The 26620-nt window shown below is 38.0% G+C and carries 22 protein-coding genes; 14 read left to right on the top strand and 8 right to left on the bottom strand.

Annotated elements, in window-relative coordinates:
• Window positions 1-11 precede the first annotated feature (11 nt).
• A complete protein-coding gene (locus ACQ334_RS22385; protein WP_430990513.1) occupies window positions 12-536 on the top strand; it encodes a YdeI/OmpD-associated family protein in 525 nt (174 codons plus the stop codon).
• An 81-nt stretch (window positions 537-617) separates the two neighbouring features.
• On the opposite strand, the gene ACQ334_RS22380 is transcribed toward ACQ334_RS22385, so the two are convergent.
• From ACQ334_RS22380 to ACQ334_RS22370, 3 genes are all read right to left on the bottom strand, one after another.
• Entirely contained in the window at window positions 618-2684 is a 2067-nt protein-coding gene (locus tag ACQ334_RS22380) for a gliding motility-associated C-terminal domain-containing protein (protein ID WP_430990512.1), read from the bottom strand.
• Between the two features lie 124 nt (window positions 2685-2808).
• A complete protein-coding gene (gene mutS / locus ACQ334_RS22375) occupies window positions 2809-5397 on the bottom strand; it encodes a DNA mismatch repair protein MutS (protein WP_430990511.1) in 2589 nt (862 codons plus the stop codon).
• A gap of 198 nt (window positions 5398-5595) precedes the next feature.
• On the bottom strand, window positions 5596-6795 hold the full coding sequence (locus tag ACQ334_RS22370; RefSeq protein ID WP_430990510.1) for a DUF4407 domain-containing protein: 1200 nt from the start codon (window positions 6793-6795) through the stop codon (window positions 5596-5598).
• A gap of 244 nt (window positions 6796-7039) precedes the next feature.
• Here ACQ334_RS22370 and ACQ334_RS22365 point away from each other — a divergent pair, with 244 nt between their 5' ends.
• Window positions 7040-7693 (top strand): LolA family protein, encoded by a 654-nt coding sequence (locus tag ACQ334_RS22365; protein WP_430990509.1) that lies wholly within the window; start codon window positions 7040-7042, stop codon window positions 7691-7693.
• Window positions 7694-7744: 51 nt separating this feature from the next.
• Here the strand turns inward: ACQ334_RS22365 and ACQ334_RS22360 are convergent, their stop codons facing one another.
• Window positions 7745-8302: a UbiX family flavin prenyltransferase gene (locus ACQ334_RS22360; protein ID WP_430990508.1), complete on the bottom strand. Its 558-nt coding sequence runs from the start codon at window positions 8300-8302 to the stop codon at window positions 7745-7747.
• 44 nt (window positions 8303-8346) lie between these two features.
• On the opposite strand from ACQ334_RS22360, the gene ACQ334_RS22355 reads away from it, so the two are divergent.
• Together ACQ334_RS22355 and ACQ334_RS22350 are read left to right on the top strand one after the other, a co-directional pair.
• Window positions 8347-8874 (top strand): thioredoxin family protein, encoded by a 528-nt coding sequence (locus ACQ334_RS22355; protein ID WP_430990507.1) that lies wholly within the window; start codon window positions 8347-8349, stop codon window positions 8872-8874.
• 174 nt (window positions 8875-9048) lie between these two features.
• Window positions 9049-10464 (top strand): APC family permease, encoded by a 1416-nt coding sequence (locus ACQ334_RS22350; protein ID WP_430990506.1) that lies wholly within the window; start codon window positions 9049-9051, stop codon window positions 10462-10464.
• Window positions 10465-10561: 97 nt separating this feature from the next.
• Here the strand turns inward: ACQ334_RS22350 and ACQ334_RS22345 are convergent, their stop codons facing one another.
• Together ACQ334_RS22345 and ACQ334_RS22340 are read right to left on the bottom strand one after the other, a co-directional pair.
• Complete coding sequence (locus ACQ334_RS22345; RefSeq protein WP_430990505.1) at window positions 10562-12166, bottom strand: hypothetical protein; 1605 nt, start codon at window positions 12164-12166, stop codon at window positions 10562-10564.
• Window positions 12167-12169: 3 nt separating this feature from the next.
• The gene (locus tag ACQ334_RS22340) at window positions 12170-12727 is read right to left on the bottom strand and encodes an RNA polymerase sigma factor (protein ID WP_430990504.1); all 558 of its coding nucleotides are present in this window, start codon (window positions 12725-12727) and stop codon (window positions 12170-12172) included.
• 149 nt (window positions 12728-12876) lie between these two features.
• On the opposite strand from ACQ334_RS22340, the gene ACQ334_RS22335 reads away from it, so the two are divergent.
• From ACQ334_RS22335 to ACQ334_RS22310, 6 genes are all read left to right on the top strand, one after another.
• Window positions 12877-13329 carry a hypothetical protein gene (locus ACQ334_RS22335; RefSeq protein ID WP_430990503.1) on the top strand — a complete coding sequence of 151 codons (453 nt, stop codon included), beginning with the start codon at window positions 12877-12879 and terminating at the stop codon, window positions 13327-13329.
• Between the two features lie 171 nt (window positions 13330-13500).
• A complete protein-coding gene (locus ACQ334_RS22330; protein WP_430990502.1) occupies window positions 13501-13941 on the top strand; it encodes a thioredoxin family protein in 441 nt (146 codons plus the stop codon).
• The gene (locus tag ACQ334_RS22325; RefSeq protein WP_430990501.1) at window positions 13928-14887 is read left to right on the top strand and encodes an FAD:protein FMN transferase; all 960 of its coding nucleotides are present in this window, start codon (window positions 13928-13930) and stop codon (window positions 14885-14887) included. Before ACQ334_RS22330 ends, ACQ334_RS22325 begins: the two co-directional genes overlap by 14 nt.
• Window positions 14884-15111 carry a DUF4266 domain-containing protein gene (locus tag ACQ334_RS22320; RefSeq protein WP_430990500.1) on the top strand — a complete coding sequence of 76 codons (228 nt, stop codon included), beginning with the start codon at window positions 14884-14886 and terminating at the stop codon, window positions 15109-15111. The genes ACQ334_RS22325 and ACQ334_RS22320 overlap by 4 nt, the downstream gene beginning before the upstream one ends.
• Before the next feature lie 72 nt (window positions 15112-15183).
• Window positions 15184-16392 (top strand): DUF3570 domain-containing protein, encoded by a 1209-nt coding sequence (locus ACQ334_RS22315; protein ID WP_430990499.1) that lies wholly within the window; start codon window positions 15184-15186, stop codon window positions 16390-16392.
• 290 nt (window positions 16393-16682) lie between these two features.
• Window positions 16683-17429, top strand: a complete 747-nt coding sequence (locus ACQ334_RS22310; RefSeq protein WP_430990498.1) for a DUF6089 family protein — start codon at window positions 16683-16685, stop codon at window positions 17427-17429.
• A gap of 46 nt (window positions 17430-17475) precedes the next feature.
• On the opposite strand, the gene ACQ334_RS22305 is transcribed toward ACQ334_RS22310, so the two are convergent.
• Entirely contained in the window at window positions 17476-17913 is a 438-nt protein-coding gene (locus ACQ334_RS22305) for a type I restriction enzyme HsdR N-terminal domain-containing protein (RefSeq protein WP_430990497.1), read from the bottom strand.
• A gap of 147 nt (window positions 17914-18060) precedes the next feature.
• On the opposite strand from ACQ334_RS22305, the gene ACQ334_RS22300 reads away from it, so the two are divergent.
• The gene (locus ACQ334_RS22300) at window positions 18061-18831 is read left to right on the top strand and encodes an AMP nucleosidase (protein WP_430990496.1); all 771 of its coding nucleotides are present in this window, start codon (window positions 18061-18063) and stop codon (window positions 18829-18831) included.
• Window positions 18832-18891: 60 nt separating this feature from the next.
• On the top strand, window positions 18892-20598 hold the full coding sequence (locus ACQ334_RS22295; RefSeq protein WP_430990495.1) for an ABC transporter ATP-binding protein: 1707 nt from the start codon (window positions 18892-18894) through the stop codon (window positions 20596-20598).
• On the opposite strand, the gene ACQ334_RS22290 is transcribed toward ACQ334_RS22295, so the two are convergent.
• Entirely contained in the window at window positions 20595-24446 is a 3852-nt protein-coding gene (locus tag ACQ334_RS22290) for a TraB/GumN family protein (RefSeq protein WP_430990494.1), read from the bottom strand. The two genes, ACQ334_RS22295 and ACQ334_RS22290, sit on opposite strands and share 4 nt — an antisense overlap.
• A gap of 303 nt (window positions 24447-24749) precedes the next feature.
• Here ACQ334_RS22290 and queA point away from each other — a divergent pair, with 303 nt between their 5' ends.
• A complete protein-coding gene (gene queA, locus ACQ334_RS22285) occupies window positions 24750-25799 on the top strand; it encodes a tRNA preQ1(34) S-adenosylmethionine ribosyltransferase-isomerase QueA (protein WP_430990493.1) in 1050 nt (349 codons plus the stop codon).
• 97 nt (window positions 25800-25896) lie between these two features.
• Window positions 25897-26481: a hypothetical protein gene (locus ACQ334_RS22280; RefSeq protein ID WP_430990492.1), complete on the top strand. Its 585-nt coding sequence runs from the start codon at window positions 25897-25899 to the stop codon at window positions 26479-26481.
• Window positions 26482-26620 lie beyond the last annotated feature (139 nt).

Genomic DNA, 26620 nt, shown 5'->3' with positions numbered 1-26620 from the left:
CTAAGGTATTCATGGTAAAATTTTCCACCACCATATTAAGGTTTGATAAGCAGGGCGAAAAAACCGGCTGGACCTATATTGTCATACCTGCAAAAATTGCACAGCAATTAAAACCGGGCAATAAAAAATCGTTTCGTGTAAAAGGCAAACTGGATGATTTTGAAATTGAGAAAGTAGCACTAATGCCAATGGGCGAAGGTGATTTTATTATGGCTGTTAATGCTGCAATGCGTAAAGGCATCCGCAAACAAAAAGGCACTACTATTAAAGTGCAATTAACAGCTGATACTGCTCCTATTCTTCCTCCATCAGAACTAATAGAATGTATGGCTGATGAACCTGAAGCATTGCAATATTTTAATGCATTGCCACAGGGGCATAGAAATTATTTTACCAAATGGATCGACAGTGCAAAGACTGATGTAACTAAGGCCAAACGAATTGCACTGGTTATTAAAACCATGATCCGTAAAATGGATTTTGGTGCCATGCTGAGAGAAGAAAGAGACGAAAGAAAAAAATTAAACGGCCTTTAAACAAACCCACATTCTCTCCCCTTTTAAAATCCCGGGCAAAGCAGAAGGCCACATTCACGTTTGACGATTGACGTTTCACGACTACCTTATCAGTATCGTTGTTCCTTTTTGCTCAATACGTTTACCTGTATCAACGTGGGTGTACTGCAGCAGCCACACATAAGTTCCAGCATCAGCACCCTGTCCTTTAAATGTACCATCCCATTTATTCGTCCAGTCGGTAGTTGAAAAAATCAGTTGACCAAAGCGATTGTATACTTTAAAAATAAGGTCTTTAGCTTTGTAGGCGTTTAAAGGATAGAGGTAATCATTCATACCATCCTGGTTAGGTGTAAAGGCATTGGGCACAGCAATATAACAGTTGCCCACCACTTTAATAGTTTCCACAGCGGTATCCTTACAACCTAAATTATTGGTTACAATTAATTGTACCGGCACATTCCTGATACTGGTTGAAAAAGGATACGTTTGTTGTGGTGGTTGTTGCAATAAACTTGTATTGCCATTACCAAAATCCCAATACCAGGAAACAATTTTACCAATACTGCTTTCTTTATAACTGGCCAGGTCACCGGGACAAACCACTGCAGTAGCTTCAAACTCCGCTTTTAAATCATTATCTAAAAGAATCGTTTTTATTGCAGACGTGTCTTTACATACACCATTGGATACAATAAGCTGCGCCGTTTTGTTGCCGAAAGTTGCATACACCATCGAAGGATTTTGCAAACCGCTGGTGCGGATATTATCAAAATTCCATTTCCATAAATTCACTTCGTTTCTGCCATCATGAAAATAATTGATGGTATCTCTTTTGCAACCCAGGTTTAAACTGTAAGTAAAGTCGGCATTTACAGTGTCTTTTGTTTCAAAATTCAATGTAGCGCCGGCAGGTGTTTCCTGTCCGCATTCATTAATGATGGTGTTGTTATCGGTGATACCTCTTTGCAATATTATCTGATAAGTGCCTTTGGTTTGAATAGGCGCAGATAATTTTACTTTTATTACTGGTGTTAATCCATCTGCCGAACAAACTCCTGAAGCTCCAATAACAGTCACCGGTGTAGTACCCGATAGCATTGTTACCCTGAAATCGCTGCCATCTGCAGCAATGCTGTTGCAACGGATCAGGCGAAGTTGTTTACTGAAATCCAAAAATAATTCATCAGGTGCACAACCTGGTTTTGTAAGGCTATCCATTGGCGTTGGAAATACAGGATATACTACCATGGGAATATTTTCTCCCACAGGAATTAACCGGTCACAATTATCTTTTAAAGTATTACCATCAGGAGTGCCATTTTTTATAGTGATGGTATAATTACCCGGGGGCAAAGGATTATTTAACGTAAGAATTACAGAATCCATATCGAAACCTGTAGAGCAACCATACCCTACTGCAGCAATAACATTTGCCACTGGTGGTGTAATGGTAAATTCAGAGCCGTTAGAAGAAAGGCTTGAGCATTTCATGCGTTTATTAAGTTTGATCACCGCTTGTGTGCCATCACATATTGCTCTTGAACTTTGAAGGTGTGGCTCTTTAGGATCAGTTATGCTTGCAGTACCTCCGGTAAAAGACAGATCATAGCCCGATGTGCTTTTAGTCCAGTTGGTAACCATCAGTAAATAGTCATGCCCAACCGTTATAGTTGGCATTGCATTGAACGGCGTATTACCGGAAGCATTGCCCTCGCAATGAACATTTCCTATATCACCAGCTCTACAACCAGTAGGAGAATTAGGAAAAGGAGTTCTCACTCCTGCTGGTGCTCCGTAAATATTTAAGGAAACCCTCAACGAGCCATCAGTATATACGTCAGTTGGGTTGCGACCCGTTACATCAAAAAGTTCCCAATCATAATCATCATCAGGATTGATACCGCTCATTAGAAAACCTAAGGTTCCTCCCTGGTAGCAAGTAAATTTATACCAGAAAGAACTACTGGAAGTTACCGGTACTGTACAACCAGCACCAGCCACATCAGGTCCTGTACAATTAGTTACATTGTCTTCATGAAATACAGATGTTCCGCAAACAGGGTAAGCCTTATCCGGGGTCATCCCGGGTAAAGAACAATTCTGACCATAGTCCTTTGTAACTAAGGCGAACACAAAAAACAACAAAATCAAGGTCTTTTTACCCATAACTGTGGCGAAATTATTATAAAGATGCCTTTATACGCAATAATGCTGCAAGTGTTAATAAGGTTTTAACAAGTAAAGATGTATGAAATGATGTAATTACACAATAAAATGAAATTGGATATGGCTATTTCACCTTACCCTTTATCTCCTGCAATTTCAATAAAGCTTCCACCGGAGTAAGGCGGTTGATATCCACTGTCTCCAGCAATTTGCGTATTTCATCAAAAGTATCAGAATGAGCATCAAAAATACTCAGTTGTACCTTGGGTGCACTTAACTGCTTTACGGCTTCGTCGGTATTGCTGTTGCGGCTCTCTTCCAGTTGAACTAATATTTCATTAGCCCGGTTAATTAAAGAGGGCGGCATACCGGCCATACGGGCAACATGTATACCAAAACTGTGGGTGCTGCCGCCTGGCGCCAGCTTACGCAGGAAAATAATTTTATTACCTACTTCTTTATTGGTAACATGGTAATTTTTGACCCCGGGTAATTTATTTTCCAGCTCGTTCAATTCGTGGTAATGCGTCGCAAATAATGTTTTGGGAGAGGCGGAACTGTTATACAGATGCTCCACAATACTCCAGGCAATGGAAATACCATCGTAGGTAGAAGTACCTCTTCCGATTTCATCCAGCAAAATTAAACTGCGGCTGGTGATGTTGTTGATGATGCTGGCGGTTTCATTCATCTCCACCATAAAAGTACTTTCGCCACCGCTTAAATTATCACTTGCCCCTACCCTTGTAAATATTTTATCGGTCAATGGAATTTTTGCATCCGATGCCGGCACAAAACTGCCCATGTGCGCCATTAAAGTGATGAGTGCTGTTTGCCTGAGTATGGCACTCTTACCACTCATGTTGGGGCCGGTTAAAATAATTATTTGTTGTGATAATGGATCGAGTAAAATATTGTTGGCAATATAAGGTTCGCCAACCGGCAGGTATCTTTCTATTACCGGGTGTCGGCTATCTTTCAGGTCTAAAATATCACCATCGCTTAACAATGGTTTTTTATAACTGAAATGCAATGCATTATTGGCAAAGCAGGTTAAGCAATCCAGTATTGCCATCACATGCCCGTTCACCTGCATGGGTGCAATATAATCCTGCAACTCGTTCAGCAATTTTTCGAAGAGCTGCATTTCAATCTGTAAGATCTTATCTTCTGCGCCAACAATTTTTTCTTCGTATTCTTTTAATTCGGGAGTGATGTAGCGCTCTGCATTTACCAATGTCTGTTTGCGTATCCAGGTTTCGGGCACTTTGGTTTTGTGGGCATGTGTAACTTCTAAATAATAACCAAATACATTATTGAAACTTATTTTTAAAGAAGAGATACCTGTTGCCAAAGCTTCCTTCTGTTGCAGCTGCAATAAATAATCTTTACCACCACTCGCAATTTTTCTCAGGTCATCTAATTCTTCGTTAATGCCGGTTGCAATCACGCCGCCCTTTGCCGCAGCAACAGGAGGGTTTTCGTTCAGCTCTTTAATGATCTTATCTAAAATATATTTACACGAATTAAGAGAATCACCTAACCTTTTTAAATAATCATTCGTACTACTTTCACAAATCAGTTTAATGGCTTCGGTTTGCTGCAGGCCTTTTGCAATTTGCAACACTTCTCTTGGGTTCACTTTTTTCAACGGCACTTTACTCACCAGTCTTTCCACATCACCTGCCTGTTTAATATGGTGTGTAATTTTATTCCTGGTATCAACTTCCTTAATAAAAAACTCAACAGTGTTTAAGCGTTCATTTATTTTATCAATATTATTTAACGGCATAATGATCCAGCGCTTCAGTAATCTTGCACCCATTGCAGAAACTGTATTGTCCATTACTTTCAATAAAGTGTTCTGTCCTTCGCCGCCAAATAATTCCAGGTTACGAATGGTAAAACGATCCATCCATAAATGTTCGTCTTTATCAATTCTTTGTATAGAAGTGATGTGGCCAAGATTAGGATGCTCCGTATCTTTTAAATAATGCAGTATTGCCCCGGCCGCTATTATTGCCGTAGTTAAACTTTCAATACCAAAACCTTTTAAACTGTGTGTACCAAAATGTTTTAATAAACTTTCAGTAGCATAAGCTTCTGCAAAGATCCATTCATCTAATGTGTAGGTAAAAAATTTAGTGCCGAATAATTCTTTGAATTGCTTTTGCCTGTTGCGCTGAAAAATTACTTCGGCAGGCTTTAAGCTTTGTAATAATTTATCGGCATAAGCAGCATCACCTTCTGCTAAAAAAAATTCGCCGGTGCTGATATCTAAAAAAGCAATACCCACTTTTTCATTGTCGAAATGTAAGGCTGCTAAAAAGTTATTGCTGTTATGTTCTAATAATTTATCGCTGGTGGCTACACCGGGAGTAACTAATTCAGTTACGCCACGCTTAACAATACCTTTAGCCTGTTTGGGATCTTCCAGCTGATCGCAGATGGCCACACGATAACCGGCTTTAACCAGTTTGTGCAAATAAGTATCTAATGCATGGTGAGGAAATCCTGCTAACTGAGATGATTTTTCATCACCATTATTACGCTTGGTAAGGGTAATACCTAAAACGGTAGAAGTCTTTACCGCATCGTCTCCAAATGTTTCATAAAAATCCCCCACTCTAAAAAGCAAAATAGCATCAGGGTATTTAGCCTTGATGGCATTGTGTTGCTGCATTAACGGGGTTTCGCCAACTGCTTTTGCCATATCCGGCAAAAATAATGAACACAGTGCTATTTCGAACGTTCCTTTTAATGATGAGGATAACTAATGATAAATATCTAATGCGGAGATGGATAACGGAACACGGATTTTTAAGATGATTATGATTAACTATGATTTTATCTGTGAAGCTCATATTCAATCTTAAAAAACCTACGTTCTCCTTTAGCTGCCGAAGGCAGATCAATTCTCCTGCTTCGTCAATATTTCCTTCTTCATCTTTTCCCAAAGCCCGTCAAAGGTTTGATGATTTTCTTCTTTCCATTTAGTGCTGAAGGCTTTTATTTTTTCTGCCCTGTCTTCTTTGGTTAAACGAAAAAAGGCAGTGATGGCTTCACCGTCATACTCATGCGCCATCTGGTTATACAATTCCTTTAATTGTTTTTCTTTGCGGATATTGCTGTGGGCAATTTCAATTTCCATCTCTTCTCTCAGCATTACTTTTTCGTCGTAGCTGCCGCTGGGCAATAATGTTTTTGCAATTACAGGCATCAGTTCTATCAGCATCAAAATAAAAACGATCAGGTAATAACGAAACTGTAAGGCCGGATTATTTTTCAATAAATTACTCAACGCATCTACCCTGGTTAAAAAACCATTGTTGAGGTATTGTGTAAAAGCCAGTTCTTCTGCTTTTATTTTTCCTTCCATCTCATTCAGCTCTTTATCGGCATCATTCAATTTAGGTTGATCTGTTTTTATGAGTGCCTGGTATTCTTCATCCAGTTTTTGATACTCATTTCGCTTGGCGATTGCAATGTCTTTGATGCCTACTTTGCCTGTGCCACCACTACCATCTGTTTCGGCTAAAAAATTTTGCCGTGCTTTATTTACATCAGCATATTTATTATCAAGTTCAGTTTTAATTTTTTCCTTTTGTAACAATAATTCGTTCTTGCGGTTGCTGTACAAACTATCCAGCTCCTGGCGCTTTACCATTTTTCTTTTCTCATTGTCCAGCGATGTCTGCATTTTTATTTCCTTATCAAACATATATAATACTGCTGGCTGTGCCATGAATGTACCTATAGTGATTGCCAATAGTGCTCTGAATAATAATGGCGTGAATTTCTTCTTATTGAATTTTGTAATGCCTTTTATTAATGCCCTGTCGATAGTAAGAATGATAAAGCCCATGAATATGCCCAGTGCAACTGCCAGCAATGTTGAATCTACAATAGTGCTGAAAAAATACGTCCAGGTAAAGCTGGCGAATAACCAGGTGGCTAAAACCGTCATGCCTATAATGCGATACCGGTTTCTATCCACTACGGAATCAATCAGTATTTCCCTTTCGGCTGTAGATAACCACCATAAAAATTCGGTGAGTTGAGATGGCTCATAGGTTTCCCTTTGAGAAAGCGGAATGTTTCTTTCTGTCATTTGAATTGGTTAAATGAATTAATAAACGTTCAATAGTTGAGTTGAACCAGAAAGAAGAGTTGAAGTGTTTGCAAAATAAATAATCTCAATGGATTAACGGATGCTTATGGCATTTATTTTAGTAATGGCAATACATTAACAGTTTCTTAAATCTCCCGGTTAAACTTGGGTTGCATAAAAGCATCTATTCTCATATCTTTGCAACCTCTTAAAACAGAGAGGCTTGTTTAAAAATTCAGGTAATATGAAAAAAATCTACAGTGCGTTGTTTTTGATGATGATGGTAGCTACCATTACTGCACAACCTCCAAAGGGCATGGGACAAAGTGATCCGGATGCAAAAAAAGTGCTGGATGCCGTAAGTGCCAAGTTTAAAACTTTTAAAAGTGTTACCGCAAAATTTGCGTTAAAAATAGAAAATAGCGCCGGCAAAAGCCTCGGCACTAAATCGGGTACAGTGTATATGAAAGGTACCAAATACCGTATGAGCGTTACCGGGCAGGAAGTATTTTGCGATGGTAGCAATGTGTGGACTTACGATAAGGCCAGCAATGAAGTAACCATTAGTAAATTAGACCTTACTAATAATACCATTACACCTCAGAAATTGTTCACCAATTTTTACGATAAAGATTTTTTGTATAAACTGAATGGCGAAGTAAAAGGCGTACAGGAGGTGGAGTTGACCCCTATTGATAAAAGCAAGGCTTTTCACAAAGTATTGGTGAATATTAATAAAGGATCGCAAACCATTACTTCAGGAAAAGTATTTGAAAAAACCGGCAACCGTATTACTTATTCTATTGCCAATATGAATACGAGTACACTTGTTCCTGATGTACAATTTATCTTTGATCAGAAAAAATACCCGGGAGTTGAGGTAGTAGATTTAAGATAACCAGCTTAAACATATTTTAAAAGGGATTGAAATAAAATTTCAATCCCTTTTTTATTTGCCCCAACGGAATGTTTTTACATCAATGCCTGCAAGATCCAGCACCCTGTCAACCACAGTGGCAGCCACTTCTTCAATCGTTCTGGGTTTGCTGTAAAAAGAGGGTGTTGCAGGGCAGATAATACCGCCGGCAAGTGTTATAGTTTCCATATTTCTGATATGAATAAGATTATACGGTGTATCTCTTGCCACGCAGATCAGCTGCCGCCTTTCTTTTAAAATAACATCGGCAGCCCTGGTAATTAAATCATTGGACACACCGGTAGCTATCCTGCCCAAAGTACCCATACTGCAGGGGATGATGATCATGGTATTATACTGGCCGGAACCGGAGGCAAAAGGCGCATTAAAATCCTGCTGGGTATAAAATTTTACAGGCAGCGCTTTATAGTTTTCATTCTCCAGCTCGGTAGCCCAAGCCTGTTTGGCATTCTCTGTCATTACCACGGCCAGGTCTTCCCACTGCTCTTTTACCTGTAGTAATTTATCGATTAATATTTTTGGATAAACTGAACCACTTGCACCAGTTATTGCCACTACAATTTTCTTCATTACTTTGCGTTTATAAATCATCTAAGCTACAAAACAATTATTTCATGCAAAAGGTTAAATATTTTTTCATTCTTCTTATTATTCCGGCGTTATTTTCTTCTTTTAATACCCCAAAAAAAGATAAAATAAACTGGCTGAGTTTAAATGAGCTGGAAGCAGTGTATAACAAACAACCTAAACCAATTATCATCGATGTATATACCAACTGGTGCGGCTGGTGCAAAGTGATGGACAAAGAAACTTATGGCAATGATAAAGTAGCTGCCTATATTAACGAAAATTATTATGCTGTAAAATTCAATGCCGAATCAAGGGATTCTGCGGTGTTAAATGGAAAGAAATATGGATTTAATACTACTTACAAGGCCAATGACCTTGCTGTGTATTTATTATTTGGCCAGATGGGCTATCCAACTACAGTTTTATTGTCGGCCATTGACGCACAACCTGCACCATTATCGGGTTATCTTAAACCCTCTGAGTTGGAACCGCCCTTAAAATTTTTTGGCGATGGTATTTATAAAAGCAAAAATTTTCCAGATTATATGAAGGCTTTTTCTGCCAAATGGTAAAAATATTTATGACCATGCAACCGAGTATTATTGATAACCGACTATATAATTGGTTTTTCATAGGATAAGGTTTAATGGTTAATGGTTTTTGATTAGTGCCGGTCCCCGTAAGGGTTCCGGTTTTTTTATGTGCAGATTTTTTATATGTCGTAATTTCAGTTCTTAATTCACTACATGTCGGCACCAAAACTTCAACGCAGCCTCGGGCTTTTTCAATCTACTGTTTTAAATATGATCGACATGGTGGGCATTGGCCCCTTTGTAACATTGCCTTTTGTAATGGGTTTAATGGGTGGTATGTTCTTATATGCCTGGATAGCCGGAGCCGTACTTTCTTTGATTGATGCCATGATCTGGAGCGAACTGGGCGCAGCCTATCCTCTTGCAGGCGGCAGCTATAATTTTTTAAAAGAGGCTTATGGTAAAAACGGCCCGGGCAGAATGATGAGTTTTTTATACGTGTGGCAAACGGTGATACAGGCCCCGCTGGTAGCCGCTTCTGCTGCTATTGGTTTTTCGCAATACCTGGGGTATTTGGTACACCTGGGAGATTGGCAGCAAAAAGCAGTGTCGGGTATTGTGATCATCTTTATTACTTTTTTATTATACCGGAAAGTTGACAGCATTGGCAAAATAGGCGTGCTGCTATGGAGTGGCGTGTTACTCACTTTAGGCTGGATAATTTTTGGCGGTATTGCGCATGGCAATTTTATACAGCCTTTAAAAGATATCAATACAGACTTCAGCTGGGGGCAATTGGCATCGTTTGTATTTGGACAGGCCTGCATCAAATCGATGTACAGTTATTTAGGTTATTACAATGTTTGTCATTTAGGGGGAGAAATAAAAAACCCTGGTAGAAACATTCCGAGGAGCATGTTTATTTCTGTAATAGGTATTGCCATCTTATACCTGGCGATGAATGTAAGCGTAAGCAGCGTAATTCCGTGGCAGGAAATAAAAGGCTGGGAAGCTACAAAAACGGGTACCATGAGTGATAAAAGCAATTATGTAGTAAGTATTTTCATTGAAAGATTATATGGTGGCACTGCAGCTACTGTTGCTACAGTAATGATCTTGTGGGTGGCACTGGCATCTTTATTTGCAGTAATGTTAGGTTACTCAAGGGTACCCTATGCAGCAGCTATTGATGGTGCTTTTTTTAAAATATTCGGTAAGCTACACCCCACTAAAAATTTCCCTTACGTTTCCTTGCTGATATTAGCCGGCTTTGCATTTGTATTCAGCATGCTATTTAAGATGAAACATATAATAGATGGCATTTTAGCCATGCGTATCATTGTGCAGTTTGTTGGGCAGGCAGTGGGTATTATTTTATTACGAAATAGAAACGGCACCAAGGACCTGCCTTATAAAATGCCGCTATACCCTTTGCCGGTTATTGTAGCCATTGCTATGTGGTTATTTATTTTTTGTGCCACCGGCCTTACTATAATTGTTTCTTTTCTTGTTGTTTTTGGAAGTGGCATAATCGTATATTTCATTTATGCCAGGCTGCAAAATAAATGGCCGTACGTATCAACAGATACTTTGGATACAGAAGACGATATTGAATTTATAGGGGAATAATTTACAGCACGCTATTGCTTACCAAAAATTTTCCTGTACATAAAAGATGAACACCACAGCAAGCAGGTTACATGCAATAATTATTTTTTTCACAGTATCAGAATTTTATTTTTATTCCTGTAATTATGCCAAATGAGTTGGGATAAGATTTTACTGCCGCATCTTTATTAATTGACGTTAACGCAAAGCTGCCGGTTGGTGTAAGGTTCAAGGCAATTCTTTTACTAAGATTATACTCCAAAGCAAGTGCTGCAAAGGCATTAAAATATGTTTTTTTAAGCCCCTGTATAGTGCTGATCGTTTGCTTTTCCTTAGTACTTCCCTGTATTAATTCGGTTTCTATTTGCTGCTTGGTTAAAAAATTAATGGTGGTACCTGCTGTTGGCATAATACTGAATTTGCCAAATGAAAGAGTATAATTAACCGCTAACGGAATACCCACATATTGCAATGTGTTGGTAGATGCTGCAGCACTAACACTATCGCCAACCGCAGGACTTGTACCTGTTTTGGGATTGATATAAGTATAGCCCGAAGAACAATCAAAACGGTACTTTATTTTACCATCATTATCCAGCTTGGCAAATATTTTTTTAGGTTCGATACTTATCTTTTTGTTCAGGTAAGTAATACCGGATTGCAAACTCCATTTTTTACCTGCAGGTACCTGGACTAAAATTCCAAATGAAGAAGTGGTTTCATGTTGCTCATCATTTTTAATTTCCTCTCTGCCGTTTCTTGGCTGCGGACCGGGATCATGATGATCATCTTCCAGCCGGTTGAAACTAAATTGCGGCGAATAAAACGGCATTATATTGATATGAAAAGGCTTAGGGTTTTTAAGGCTTTTGTTTTTGGCAGACGCTATTGTGGCATCAGGTGCAATTCTCCTGGTTTCTATTTTTACAAGATCATTTTTTTTCAAATCACCAGTTATCTTTTCTGCCTTATCATGCTGCAATGCCCTTAATTCGTTGGCACCTGCGGCCACTTTAGTTTTATTATTTGTATGGCTTACTATATCATTTTCATCTGCAATCTCATCTTCTTGTGCAGCAGGATTTTTTATAGCAATTTTTGTTTTATGAACGGAGGATTTTTTTATTGGTGATTTAGTTACCTGCAATGATGGAGCATTTTCATTTACCATTTCATCCCCACCTTCTGCTTTAGGATTTTTTATATTGAATTTATTTTTTGATTTTTGTTCTGTACCAATGGCTGTTTTTTGCTTCAGCTTTTGCTCATCCTTTTCTACAAGATTATTCAAAGAATCATTTTGTAGATCTTTCCCTGCATTTTTCATTTCAGTATTATCTGATGCTGTACCGTTAGTGCCCGTTGCAGTTTCACTTGTACTATTCTGCTTTCCTTCTGTTGCATTGGGTGTATTTTTCTCACCACTATCATTCTTGTTTGTTGCTCCCACTTTCCTGTATGTTCCATTATCCATAATATCTACCGCTACTCTTTCCCCGTCCGATTTTTTTGACTGTATTTCATAAATAATGGTACCTAATAAAAGTAACAGCAATGCAATTGCTAATCGTTTAAGATTATTATATTTTCTTTTTATCTGGATTACATTGCTTTTATCCAGGTTGTTATCTATGGCATCCCATACTTTTCCCGAAGGCATTTCCTCCTGCCCTTCTATGGAATCCCTGAACAATTTATCAATATCGTGTAAATTTTCGCTCATAAGCTAATTAGTATTTTGTTTAGCAATTTGTGCGCTGTTTACAACAGCCTTTTTTAAAATAGCTCTTGCATCTGATAAATTGGATTTGGAAGTACCTTCGGAAATGCCCAGCACTTCTGCTATTTCCCTGTGCTTCATGCCTTCAAAAACATAAAGATTGAAAACCATCCGGTAAGCTGATGGCAATAGCTGCACCATCTGTAACAATTCTTTAGCCCCCAGTTGAGAGGATATATTTTCAGTACCGCCGTATTCGGTTTTTACATCGTCGATATTTACCACGGCGTGAAGATGTGATTTACTCCTGAATTTCTGTAGCGCACAATTCACCATAATTTTTCTTACCCATCCCTCAAAAGAGCCGGCAAATTTAAACTGCTGTAAATTTTCAAACACTTTCATAAAACCTTCCTGCAAAGTTTCCTCTGCTTCTTCCCTGTTTTTAGAATAACGCAGGCATATAACAAACATCTTTGGTGCCAGCAACGCATACAACCTGCTCTGGGAATGTCTTTCCCCTTTAATACAGAGTTGTATAAGCTGGTTTAGTTCGTCCTGCATATTGCGAATACAGTTAAGATGTCAATCAAATGTTAAATGGTTGGGTTACCAAATAAAATATTTTTTGTTACCCAACCCTTTATCCATAACTCCACATCTGTGCTTTTATTATACGCTATCAAAATTTGTCCACTCAAAAAAAAACAATTATGAAAAAAGCCCTTTTTAGTCTGCTGATTACCGCAACAGCTTTATTTGCCTGCAACAAATCCAATTCGGATAGCAGTAGTGTTTCATTAACTGCCTCAGCTACCCAGGTGGCTGTTGGCCAAACGGTTACTGTAACCGCCAGCACAAATGTAAATACATTAAGCTGGTCGGCAACACCCGCAGCAACTGCTATAGCAACTTACGGTGTTACTACAGAAAAGACCAATTATTTTACATTTTCTCAACCAGGCAATTACGTAATTGGTGTGAGAGCCAGGGGCCTGGATTTAGATTCTGTACATGTTTGTAATCACAGCGACAGTATCGGTCATCGTCTTCCTGATAGTTTATGGAATCATCATATTGATAGTATGTGGCATGTGAGAGGACACGACAGGGGCCAATGCAAAAACGGACAAGACTCAGCTTCAGTAGTTATACAGGTTAAGTAGGTTTAATGGCGAACAAAAAAGCGGGTTTATTTCTATAAACCTGCTTTATTAAAAAAGATACAACACAATATTAACAGTAAGTGCTTCAATACTTACTTGCATAATTTTTTGTTGGAATAGTTTTAGCTGACTGATAATTACTTGTAAAAGATTACATAAAATTCAATCAATATGAAATTCATAACACTTCTATTATTCTCCTCGCTATTTGCAACTTCATCGGGCTGGCTGAACAATTTAGAGGAAGCAAAAAAAACGGCAACGCAGAAACATGAATTGATTGTACTGAATTTTTCCGGCTCCGACTGGTGTGGTCCCTGCATCCGCTTACGAAAAGAGATATTTGAAAGCGCAGCATTTAAAACATATGCCGAGGCAAACCTGGTACTGGTAAATGCTGATTTTCCAAGGTTAAAAAAGAACCAGCCGGATAAAGACCAGGTAAAACGAAATGAAGCGTTAGCAGATAAATATAATCCTAAAGGAAAATTCCCTCTCACTTTATTATTAGATGCTGATGGCAAAGTATTGAAAACTTATGATGGCTTTCCTGGTATTTCTGCAGAAGAATTTACAAACGAGATCAAATCATTCAGCAATGCTAACAAATGATACTCTTACGCCAGTACAAACTATTTTTAAGCGTACTTTAAAATTAATGGGCAACCGCTTTGAAATAAGCGTGGTAGCCGATGAAGAAGACGAAGGCTGGGCCAACAATTGTATTGACGCTGCTATTGATGAGATACAGCGTATTGAAAGATTACTCACCACTTTCAGCGATAACAGTCAGACTTATTTAATTAATACTAATGCAGGAATAAAACCTGTTAAAGTAGATAAAGAAATATTTGATATCATTCAACGCTCTATAAAAATATCAGAGATCACACAAGGAGCATTTGATATTTCTTATGGCTCTATTGATAAACGATTGTGGAATTTTGATAAGAATATGAAAGCACTGCCTGATGAAAAACTGGCAAAGAAAATGGTGCGGCTGATCAACTATAAAAATATCATTTTAAACAGGGAGCATTATACTGTATTCTTAAAAGAAAAAGGCATGCGTATTGGATTTGGTGGCATTGGAAAAGGTTATGCTGCCGAACGTGCTAAATACATTTTAAAACAAAATGGTGTAGAGAATGGTATTGTAAATGCAGCAGGCGATTTAACCACTTGGGGTTATCAACCAGATGGCAAACCCTGGACAATTGGTATTGCCAACCCCAACAGTATTCATCAACCATTTTCTTATATGAACATTACTGATATGGCTGTTGCCACTTCCGGTAATTATGAAAAATTTGTAGTGATCAATGGACAAAAATATTCTCATACCATTGACCCTAAAACAGGCATGCCGGTACACGGCATTAAAAGCGTAACCATTATTAGTCCCAATGCTGAAATAGCAGATGCCATGGCAACTCCTGTTACTATTATGGGTATTGTTGCCGGGTTGGATATGATCAATCAAATAAAAAATATAGCCTGCATTATTATTGATGAGCAGGATAAAATTTACACTTCAAAAAACATAAACCTGATATGAGCACCAAAAGAAATCTAAAAATAATTGCTGCAGGAATTACAGTTTCAGTTGCGGCCACAAGTTGCGCCAGCGTAAAAGAGTATCAAAAAAATAAACTGAACGATTCAGAAATGGTATTAGGTTCAAGAAAAGTACAGAAGACAGAAATGAGTTTTCAAACCTATCGTGAAGGTGCATCTGGTGCTAACGGAGGCAAGACAGGTGGCGGATGTGGCTGTAACTAGAAAAATGATTACTCAAAGCAACAACACACTGAAAAATCTTATTGACAAAAGACTGGCAAAATAAAATCACTTATGAAGAAAATCTGTTTATCTGTAGTAGGTTTGTACTTAGGTTTATTTGGAGCATTTGCACAAACAAAAACCACAGATTCTGTATATGAAAGCCGCCCGCTGAAAATTGATGAAATAAATTTAGTAAGCAGTTATTATCACCAGGATGGTAATAACAGCGCCGTTACCGGAGGTATTGGTACAGAAAAATTAACCGACATTGCCAATGTGATCGATCTGAAACTGGTTGGGTATGATTATAAATTACGCAAACATTCAGTTACCATCGAAGCAGGTGTTGATACCTATACTTCAGCATCATCTGACAAGATTGACCTGAAAGCAAACTCTTCTGCATCTTCACATGACGTGCGCTTTTATCCATCTTTGGCATGGAGTGTGGAAAATGAAAAAACCGGTAATACATTTGGCTTAAATGCTTCTTTCTCTAAAGAGTTTGATTACACTTCTTTTGGCATCGGTGCCAGCTTCAATAAAAAATCTAAAAACAATAACCGGGAATTTGGAATAAAAGCACAGGCATATCTAGATAGAGTTTCATTGATATACCCAACAGAATTAATACCTGCAACAAGCAGTGCTTCTTCTTCTCACGGTGAGCACCATTACCCTGTTAGTGCCAGGAATACTTTCAGCACTTCGCTTTCTTATTCGCAGGTGGTGAACAAAAATTTTCAGCTGATGTTTTTAACGGATCTTGTTTCACAGAATGGTTACCTGGGGCTTCCCTTTCACAGGGTTTATTTTACCGACGGATCTGTACACGTGGAAAATTTACCCGGCAACAGATTTAAAGTGCCATTAGGTGTAAGAGCGAATTACTTTCTTGGCGACAAGGTTATACTAAGATCCTTCTACCGCTTTTATAAAGATAACTGGGGGCTACAATCCAATACTATTGATCTTGAAACTGCAGTAAAATTAACACCGTTTTTCTCTGTTACTCCCTTTTATCGTTTTTATACTCAAACAGCAATAAAATATTATGCTGCGTACGAAGCACATACCGTTGCAGATCAATATTACACCAGCAGCCCCGATCTGTCTAAATTCAACAGTAATTTTTTTGGAGCAGGTTTTCGTGTAGCTCCTCCTAAAGGTGTACTGGGAATTGAAAGATTAAGCATGCTCGAATTGCGGTATGGGCACTATAGCAGAACCAATGGATTGAATTCGGATATTGTAAGCCTGAATTTAAAATTCAAATAAATATTTTAAAACTAATTCGTAGTTAGTTGTTGTAACAGTTAACTACGAATTTTCACTAATAGTTTTTTTACTCGTGTTCATTTGTGTAATCAGTAGCAAAAATTAACAGCATCGATCAAAGAAAAAAAGTAAACCTTACATCTTCACTTTTGTTTAACAGTGTAACAGTATAATTGTAATACTAATTTCTGATTTCTACTGTTACATTACTATAAATCAAGCATTAAATCTATCTTATCGATATACAGACTTTTACATTGACCTTTTTTTCACCACTAAATGTAAATCCAATGAAGTCTGTATTAAAAAAAACTATCCTTGCCGTTGTATTGGTAACCGGCAATATTTTTTTCCTGCAAGCACAAATAGATCTTTCAAAATATGAAGTTGGCCTTAGCGGCGGAGTATTTGTTTACCAGGGAGATCTGACTCCACAACAATTAGGATCATACAAAACAATGAAGCCGCAACTGGCTTTGCATATTTATCGCATCATCAGCCCTGCATTTTCAGTTCGCCTCAATATTAACAGGGGAAAGTTATATGGCAACGATGCAAAATACTCTAATCCTGACTGGAGGCAGCAAAGAAATTTTAATTTCACCACACCAGTAACAGAACTTTCATTACAAGGTGTATGGAGTTTTTTACAGGCAAGGTCGCCACGTTTCTCTCCATATCTTTTCGCAGGTGCCGGCTTTTCATTTGTAAAAATAAAAAGAGACTGGAGTAACATCAACACCACTGTATTCGGCGAAGGCTCAGATGTACAAAACGGATTGGCAACAGATGCGGCAAGAACTTTACCCCGCATTCTACCCGTTGTACCTGTAGGTGCAGGCGTACGCTATGCACTGAACGATCGTTTCTCTTTACTTGTTGAAACGAGTTACCGTTTAAGTTTTACTGATTATTTAGACGGCTTTAGCAAATCTGCCAACCCCAGTAAAAATGATCATTACCTGAGCCACAGTATTGGCATTATCTATTCATTTAATAAAAAAGATAAAACATTGGGCTGCCCTAAAAGATTTTAGATTTCGGATTGCAGATTTATGATTTTGCCTGTAGCATAAATTTATATTAAATTTTTACAGGCAATTCTGACAATTCCTTCAATTCGGTATTTATACATTGAAAAGCCATGCAGTAGCTGCCGTTGGTAATCACCAGGTACGGCACCTGCATGGTTATGTTGTAACGTAATACCTGGTCCAACACTTGTTTATTTAATTCCACATTCATCTCTTTACACTCTGCTATCATCCATGGTTTTGATGCGGCATCATACACCACTATGTCAAACCGTTTTTTAAGATCCCCTAGTTTAATTTCCTTCTCTACAGCAATTAAAGAAGCAGGATATTTTTTTACCTGCACCAGGTATTGCAAAAAATTCTGCCGCACCCATTCTTCAGGAGTAAGTATTACCCATTTTTTTCTTACTTCATCAAAGATAATTTCCCGGTTATCTTCCTTTTTAATTTTAGGTTGATAAGGAGGGTATTCAATTTTTATCATCGTACCTGAAGGGAATTTTGTAATTTTAAAAAATGTAACTGCCAGAAAGTATTGTTGAACAAAGGTAGGACGTTCAGGCGAGCCTCGCAATTGCAGGTAGGATGTTCAATAAAGAAATTCAGTTAGTTCCAAAAAATAAAAGAAAATATGAAGTCAAAAGAAGAAATTGTAAACAACTGGCTGCCGAGGTACACCGGCGAAGCATTAGAAAACTTTGGTAAATATATTTTATTGACCAATTTCAGTAATTATGTAGACATGTTTGCTACATGGAATAATGTAAAAGTAATTGGACGGGACAGGCCGATGCAATGTGCCACTGCCGAAAATATTACCATTATTAATTTTGGTATGGGAAGTCCTGGTGCTGCCACAATTATGGATCTGTTAAGTGCTATACAACCGGAAGCGGTTTTATTTTTAGGTAAATGTGGAGGGCTAAAAAAACGTCACAGTATTGGTGATCTGATTTTGCCAATAGCCGCTATGAGAGGCGAAGGAACGAGTAACGATTACTTCCCTCCTATTGTTCCTGCATTGCCCTCTTTTAGTTTACAGAAAGCGATTTCAACAACCATAAGAGATTATGAAACTGATTACTGGACAGGTACCGTGTACACCACTAACCGCAGGGTTTGGGAACATGATGAAGAATTTAAATTGTACCTGCAAAAAGTAAAAGCCTATGCCATTGATATGGAAACGGCGACTATTTTTTCTGTTGGTTTTTATAATCATATCCCAACTGGTGCATTGTTATTAGTAAGCGATCAGCCAATGGTTCCCGAAGGAGTGAAAACAGAAGCCAGTGATAAAAATGTGACGGCAGCGTTTGTAGAACGCCATTTAAAAATAGGTATCGATTCTTTAAAACAATTAATCAATAACGGTTTAACTGTAAGACATTTGAAATTTTAGTAGCTGGAAGCTCCAGCTTCCAGTCAATATTTGGAAGCTGGAGCTTCCAAAGTACACTACATGCCATCGCTCCTTTCCATACAAAACCTTTCTATCCAATTCAGTAATGAAGGCAAAAAAACTATTGCCGTAAAAAACAGTTCGATAGAAATAAAAAAAGGAGAGCTGGTGGCCATTGTTGGCGAAAGCGGATCAGGTAAATCTGTAACGGCATTATCCTTACTACAATTATTGCCTGCACAAAGCAGTATCAGTGGCAAGGCTTTATTTTATAGAAAAGATAAACCTCCTGCAAACCTGGTAAAATTACCTGCAACCGAGATCAATAAGATAAGAGGCAAAAAAATTGCGATGATCTTCCAGGAGCCAATGACATCATTGAATCCGGTTTTTACCTGTGGCAAACAAGTAATGGAGTCTATACAATTACATCAGAATGTAAATGCAAAAACCGCCAGGCAAAAAACCATTGCACTTTTTGAAAAAGTAAAATTACCTGATCCGGAAAACATCATTCATCGCTATCCGCACGAATTAAGTGGCGGGCAAAAGCAAAGGGTGATGATTGCTATGGCCATTAGTTGCGATCCTGCTTTATTAATTGCCGATGAACCTACCACAGCACTTGATGTAACGGTACAAAAAACAATACTGGAACTGATAAAAGAACTGCAGCAGCAAAACCGCATGAGTGTGATTTTAATTACACACGACCTGGGTGTTGTTGCTGATATTGCAGATAAAGTGATAGTAATGTACAAAGGTGAAATAGTAGAACAAGGAATAACTAAAGAAGTATTGCAATCGCCACAACATCCTTATACAAAAGCACTGTTAGCTTGCAGGCCTGCAGGAAAAACTAAAGGAGAACGATTACCGGTAGTAAGTGATTTTATTGGAGAAGAAAGTGAAAAAGCTCTAAATACAACTGTACAAAGTATACCACCAATAACAATCAACGATCAACGACCAACCGTTTTGCATGTAGAGAATTTAAAAGTGTATTTTCCTGCTGCAAAAAAAATATTTGGCAAAGCTTCGCAATATTTTAAGGCAGTTGATGATGTTAGTTTTGAAGTAATGCAGGGCGAAACACTCGGGCTTGTAGGGGAAAGTGGCTGCGGTAAAACTACTTTAGGGAGAACGATTTTACAATTGATACAACCAACAGGTGGTAAAATTTATTTAGAAGGTAAAGATATTACGCAGATAAAAAAATCGGAGTTGCGTAACATGCGTAAAGATCTTCAGATTGTTTTCCAGGACCCTTATGGTTCATTAAACCCACGTATTACTATTGGCAATGCCATTATAGAACCTTTGGTAGTGCATAAAATTTTAGAAAACAATTTGCAGCGCAAAGAAAAAGTGATGGAGTTATTAGAAAAGGTAAGTTTATTGCCGGAACATTTCAATCGCTATCCGCACCAGTTTAGTGGCGGGCAACGCCAGCGCATTTGTATTGCACGTGCATTGGCATTAAATCCTTCTTTCTTAATTTTCGATGAAAGTGTTTCGGCATTGGATGTAAGTGTGCAGGCGCAGGTATTGAATTTATTAAATGACCTTAAAAAAGAATTTAACTTTACTTCGATATTTATATCACACGATCTTTCTGTTGTAAGGTATGTGAGTGATAGGATTTTAGTAATGCACAAAGGCAAAATTGTTGAGCAGGGTGATGCGGAACAGATTTATCACCATCCACAAAATGAATACACCCAAAAATTAATTGAAGCTATTCCCGGCAGGCAATTAATTACTTAATCTCCATAGCGGTTTGTTTTGATTTTTTCAGTCAGCACATCGTTATAAGAATCGTCGTTTCTTCCATTATAAAACTGTGCTGCGCTGCTGTGCATTTTATACAGCATCGTTTTCATTAATTTCTGCAACTGCTCTCTCTCCGGTTTGGTCTCATCTAATTTATCATCCTCACTCCTGTTGTAACTATAAGAGGTTTCCGAAGTAAAGTCATCATTATCATCATCAAACTCTTTTGTATTCTCCGGTTGCATACCGTAAGAAAGTATCTTCCATTTTTTCTCTTCCTTTTTATTTTTATACTTGAAGAAATACACAAAGCCCTTTTTGTTTTTGTAAGTGACCGGCATTTTTTCCATCAAGGCAATGGTATCATAAGAAGATGAATTCATGATAGCACTTTTAACCAGGTCAGATTGATTATTATATTTAGCAGGAAATTTATCCAGCAGTTTTGCTCTTTTAAGATTCCTGTACAAATCCACACGATACTCTTCATCGCTGGCATAAAAATTCAGTAAAGAATCGGGCACAGTTTTTTTGTTACGCAACAACAGCAACATGGTATTAAACCTGATCTGTTTATTTTTCAGTTTCATGATATCGTCAAAAAATGCAGGCACTCCGGGATTCTTATCCCAATAGGGTAATAAAAGCACGCTGTAACTTTGCAACAGTTCATTACCTGAATCGCCATCTCCTTTACGGCTGTACGCATTAATCTCATCATCACTATCAGCCTTATTCACTTTTTCTGCTTTGGCAATAGCTTTCTGGCTTTCATTAGCTCTTTCCTTTTTAAGTTCCTGTTTGGCTTCTACATAAAACTTGGAAAAATACAATTCATAATCTTTAGCGCTAACATAACCACTATCCACCATTGTGGTAAGCAATTCCATTACAGTGCTTTTATAATCATCCAGGTTAATCAATTGCAGTATATCCGGGAAAACCACTTTAGCCAATGAGAGTGTATCATACAGCTGGTTCCACTCACCTTTGTAATCATAATATCTTCTTGGGGCAGGAAACTTTTTCGCAAATTTCCCCATCCCCGGGATCACGCTGGCGTAATCATAATCATTTGAACCGTTGTTTGAAGTAACCACCGGAGGTTCCATTATAATCACATCTTTAAAAGCAGTAAACGCTCTTTTGGTTTGCATTCCTAACAAGGCGTGTAACACACTGTTCTGCAGATCTGCTGTATCTTTTGCTGCAACGTACAATTGTTTTAAATAATCCACCAGGCTATTGTCTTTTGTTTCTTTCAGCCTGGCGATAAAAGTTTGTTTTAGCTGTAAGTAGCCTTTTGTTTTCCAGCTCAGCGTATCTATTATGTTTCTTAACGATTGTACATCTGAGGAATCGAAGTCGATTGTTTTCAACCGCTTCATTGCTTTGGCATGCGTAGCACTGTCTTTACCGGCAAAGTCTTTAAAGAATTCACCGTTGCGTTTTACAAAAGGCGACTCACCTTTAACCGTATCAGAAGGCGTGAAAGTCTGTATAAAATTTGATAACAAGCTGCTCGCCGGCGTTAGTGTATCTGTCATTGCCATCAGCATAAAATAATTGCCGGATTTGTAGTAGGCTTTTGAAATAAGTTTCCGGCTGCTGTTGGTATCAGTAACCTGTTGAAATAAATACCGCATGCCATTTGCTGTTATCCCACTGTCCCTTTTTAAATACAGGTAAGATTGGTCTTTATTATCGCTGCCCGAAAAATTATAATCGCTGTTACTGAAGAGTTTTGTAGAATCTTTTAAGTAAGTATTTTTAGGTGATTTTGCCCAGGCCACAAATATCTTTTCGCCAATGGTGTCATTCCCTATCAGCTTTACACCAAACTCTGGTATGGGGCTATCATCATTATCTCCGTAACCATAGCCGTCCATCATATTGCGCAGGTTTTCCATCAGCTCATTTTGCTTCTTCATATCAGGAAAAAGCGGGGACTGCACTGTAAAATGCATGGCGGTATCAACCCGTAACTTTACTTCAGGATAAATAAATGGCGTTATTTTAAAAGCATCAAAATACTGTTTTACGTTTTTAGTTTCGGTTGTATAATGCGCCAGCTGTGCAAAATAATTTGGCCCTTGCAGTAAATATCTTACCGAGGTAAAACTACCGTCCTTATGTTTGTATTTGCAATCCAATACCGGGTATCCCTGCCATTTACCTTGCTGTCTGCTCACTTGTTTTTCTATAACATCACTGGATGCAAAGCTTTCATCCATCAGGTTCAGGTCAAAAGTATCTTCTTCTATAAAACCATAGTTGTGCAGGTTGGCCTTCATCAAAGTGTAGGTGATATTTTCTTTGCTGTCGGTGGCAGTATATTCCAGGCGGTCGCCTTCAAAATCCTTTTGCAAAATTGGCGTATGCGGTAATTTTATTTCAAAACCTCCGGTTGCAGGATAAAAGTTTATCCAGTTGGTGGCTGTATTCTGTACAATATTTATCGAATTAAAAAAACGATTAGCTTCCCCTCCTTCCAAAACATAATCACCAATACCACTGATCTTAAAAAATAAAATTTCAAATGGCGTTACAATAATATTATAGCGCTGAATATCACCTCTCCTTGTTCTGTTGGTAACATCAAAACCTTTGTAACCGTTTTTCACTATTGGAGATTTCTTCAATATCTTTCCCGGAATATTTTCATATAACAGGCTATCTACTTTTTTATACACTGTGGTTTCATTCTCACCTAAAAGCAACCCGTTTGTCTTAATACGGCTTACTACATAATAAGCACCATTGCCCATGTCGGCATATTGCTTAATATTTAAATCACTTAACCTGCTAAAGCTGTAAAATTTTTCTCCCGGAATTTCTACTGAAAAAGTTTTATCATCCGATTCGATGGTTCTAAAATTTACCGGAACCCTTATCTTATCAATCACATCTTTTTGTTGTCCGTCACGTTCGCCCATTCTTACAGCACGTAGTGTATAACCCTTACTTCGCAGCATTTCAATAACCCCACGTTTTCCCGGCAAATGAGCACTGCCCACCCCTACAAATAAGCTTGTTTTACTTTTTATGATCGAGTCGATAGAGTTGGCTTGTATTTCATTTCTTTTGTACAGAAATTTTTCTAAAAAAGCCTTGCTGGTAAATTGTTTGCCTTCCAGGCTGTCAAGCATATCCAGGTCGCCTTTACGATAAGCATCTTCAATAGAATACGGGCTCTTTAAATAATCATCGTAGTTATAGTCGGGCTCATAATTTTTATTACGTTTTTCTTTAGCGGCATCTTTATATGCCTGAGCCACTAATTTTTCACTCTCTTCAAAATTCTCTACACCAGTCATCTTTTTCCCCAGTTTACTTCCGGTTTGAAAAATATACATGTCCAGGTAAGTGTCTTCTTCAAAATCTGCGCCCTGGTTATATGTGCGGTAGAGCATGCCATTGATCATAGCCGGCTCTGTAGACATGGCCAGTTTTACATTGCTTTCGTATTTATCAATGGCAAAAGTATTTTTATGAATATAATCGTTAGGAATTTGCAGGGCCTTGTACGCATAGCCTGCAATATCACCCGAACGGGAGTCGAATATGTTGGGCTTACTATAATCATCCTGCCAGTTGGCGGGGTTTGTTTCCAACGCTACCACATCCACACTTTTAATAGCATTGTAAAATGAATCGGCCAGGTGAAAGGCCAGTTTATTACTTACATGCATGGTACCAAAAAGGTAGCTGGGTTTGGCCAATCCATTGCCACTGATCTCCCATAAAAGGCCCTGGTATTTTTTTTCGGATTTTTTTGCTGGCTGGCTATTTGCTGATAGTACGGAAAAGGAAAACAGCAAAAGGGTTGCTATTAGTTTCATGTATCTCTTGATTGTGTAATAAAGATAATACAAAGATCATATCAGCCACCTGTTTCCATAATTACTGCTCCTTCAATTGGCAAACTGCTAACAATTGCTGTCAGTTTGCAATAAAAAACAATATCTAACCTTTTAGCTATTCCCAAGTAATTAACATTTTTCCAATACCGGTAGCTTTCCTCCGCTAAAATGTCTTATCTTTGCGCCTTCAAAATCATGCCGTAACATGATAAGTGCCTCCTGAAAGGCTAGTCTTCAAAGCTTCTCTGTACACGGCATGTAACCTTTTAAAATATTAGTTACATGAAATTATCCCAGTTCCGTTTCGATCTTCCACTGAATTTAATTGCCCAAAACCCCACCAAAAAACGTGAAGACAGCCGTATGATGGTGATTGACCGCAAAACCGGCAATATTGAAAACAAACATTTTAAAGAAATCATTGATTATTTTGATGACAAAGATGTGTTTGTGGTAAATAATACCAAGGTTTTTCCTGCCCGTATGTATGGCCGCAAAGAAAAAACAGGTGCCAAAATTGAAGTGTTTTTATTGAGAGAATTGAACAAGCCCAACAAATTATGGGATGTAATTGTAGACCCAGCCCGTAAGATACGTGTAGGTAACAAATTATATTTTGGAGAGAGCGATGAATTAGTTGCAGAAGTAATTGATAATACCACCAGCCGTGGCCGTACCATCCGTTTTTTATGGGATGGCACTGATGAAGAATTCAGGGGAATGCTGGAAATTTTAGGCGAGACTCCTTTGCCTAAATACATTAAACGTAAACCTGAGGAAGAAGATAAAGAGCGTTACCAGACAGTGTATGCAAAACATGAAGGCGCTGTTGCAGCCCCCACTGCTGGTTTGCACTTTAGTAAAGAATTAATCAAGCGTTTAGAAATTAAAGGTATTCGCTTTGCAGAAACTACTTTGCACACCGGCCTCGGTACTTTCCGCCCTATTGAAGTGGAGGATTTGAGCAAACATAAAATGGATGCTGAATATTACAGGGTTGAACAAACTGCCTGCGATATTGTAAACAAAGCAAAAGAAACCGGTCACCGCATTTGTTCTATTGGCACCACAACCATGCGTTCAATGGAAAGTTCTTTTACGGCACAAAAATTATTAAAACCATCTGAAGGCTGGACGAATCATTTTATTCATCCGCCTTACAATTTTAATATAGCTGATGCATTGGTAACCAATTTTCATTTACCAAAAACAAGTTTGTTAATTATGGCTTGTGCATTTGCCGGTTACGATTTAATGATGGAAGCCTATAAAAAAGCAATTAAAGATAAATATCGTTTCTTCAGTTATGGAGATGCGATGCTGATCATCTAATTACTGCTATATGATTTTTACAAACTCCTCAATTTATTGGGGAGTTTTTTTATACCCTCTATATTTGTACTCACGCAACACCTAAAAAATTCACACTTTGGCAGAAAATTCATTGTTACAAAACTTGTACGCAGACTTAACCGATCAACAAATAATTTATAAAATACTGCATGAAAGCGATCAGTTAACACCTGAGGCATTAACAGTTGCTAAAGAAGAACTGGCAAAGCGTAATATCAATATTGAGCAGTTGACAATAGCTAAAGAAACAGAAGAAATACAAGAAAAAGAATATGCCAATTTCAAGCTTACAAAAACAACAGGAGAATTAATTGATTTTTTTAAAATTATCACCACTGCAAAAGAAGAAGGGAAATCCGATACCGCAATTGTAAATGAGTTTAAAAAACAGGGTATTGATGATAGAATTTCGGTGTCGCTTATAAAAGAAGCCAAACAACAATGCAAAGACAAACTTGATAAAATACAGGCGGATCTTTTTTACGGGTTAATTATTGCTGCAGCAGGTACAGCCATTGTATTTTTTTCAGAACGTTTTTCAAAAGGCAGCATTATAGTATTGCCATATGGCGCCATGTTTTACGGACTCTTCAGGCTTTTAAAGGGCTTATCTGATTTGCCTTTGCAGAAAAAATTAAAAGCTGTCATTAAAAGTTTCTGATATCTGTTTTTAAACTTATGAATAGTCCTTAAATAAGTTGACAGATTTTAAAATTATCCCGGTTGCCTCAAGTAGCCGGGGTTTTTGTTTGATAAATCTCATCTGGCGTTTTCATTTTTAATGCCAGGTGAGGTCTTTT

The sequence above is a fragment of the Ferruginibacter sp. SUN106 genome (assembly GCF_050611765.1).
GTDB lineage: Bacteria > Bacteroidota > Bacteroidia > Chitinophagales > Chitinophagaceae > Ferruginibacter.
Note: the sequence above shows the minus strand (reverse complement) of the source record. Positions and strands in the feature narration are given on the sequence as shown.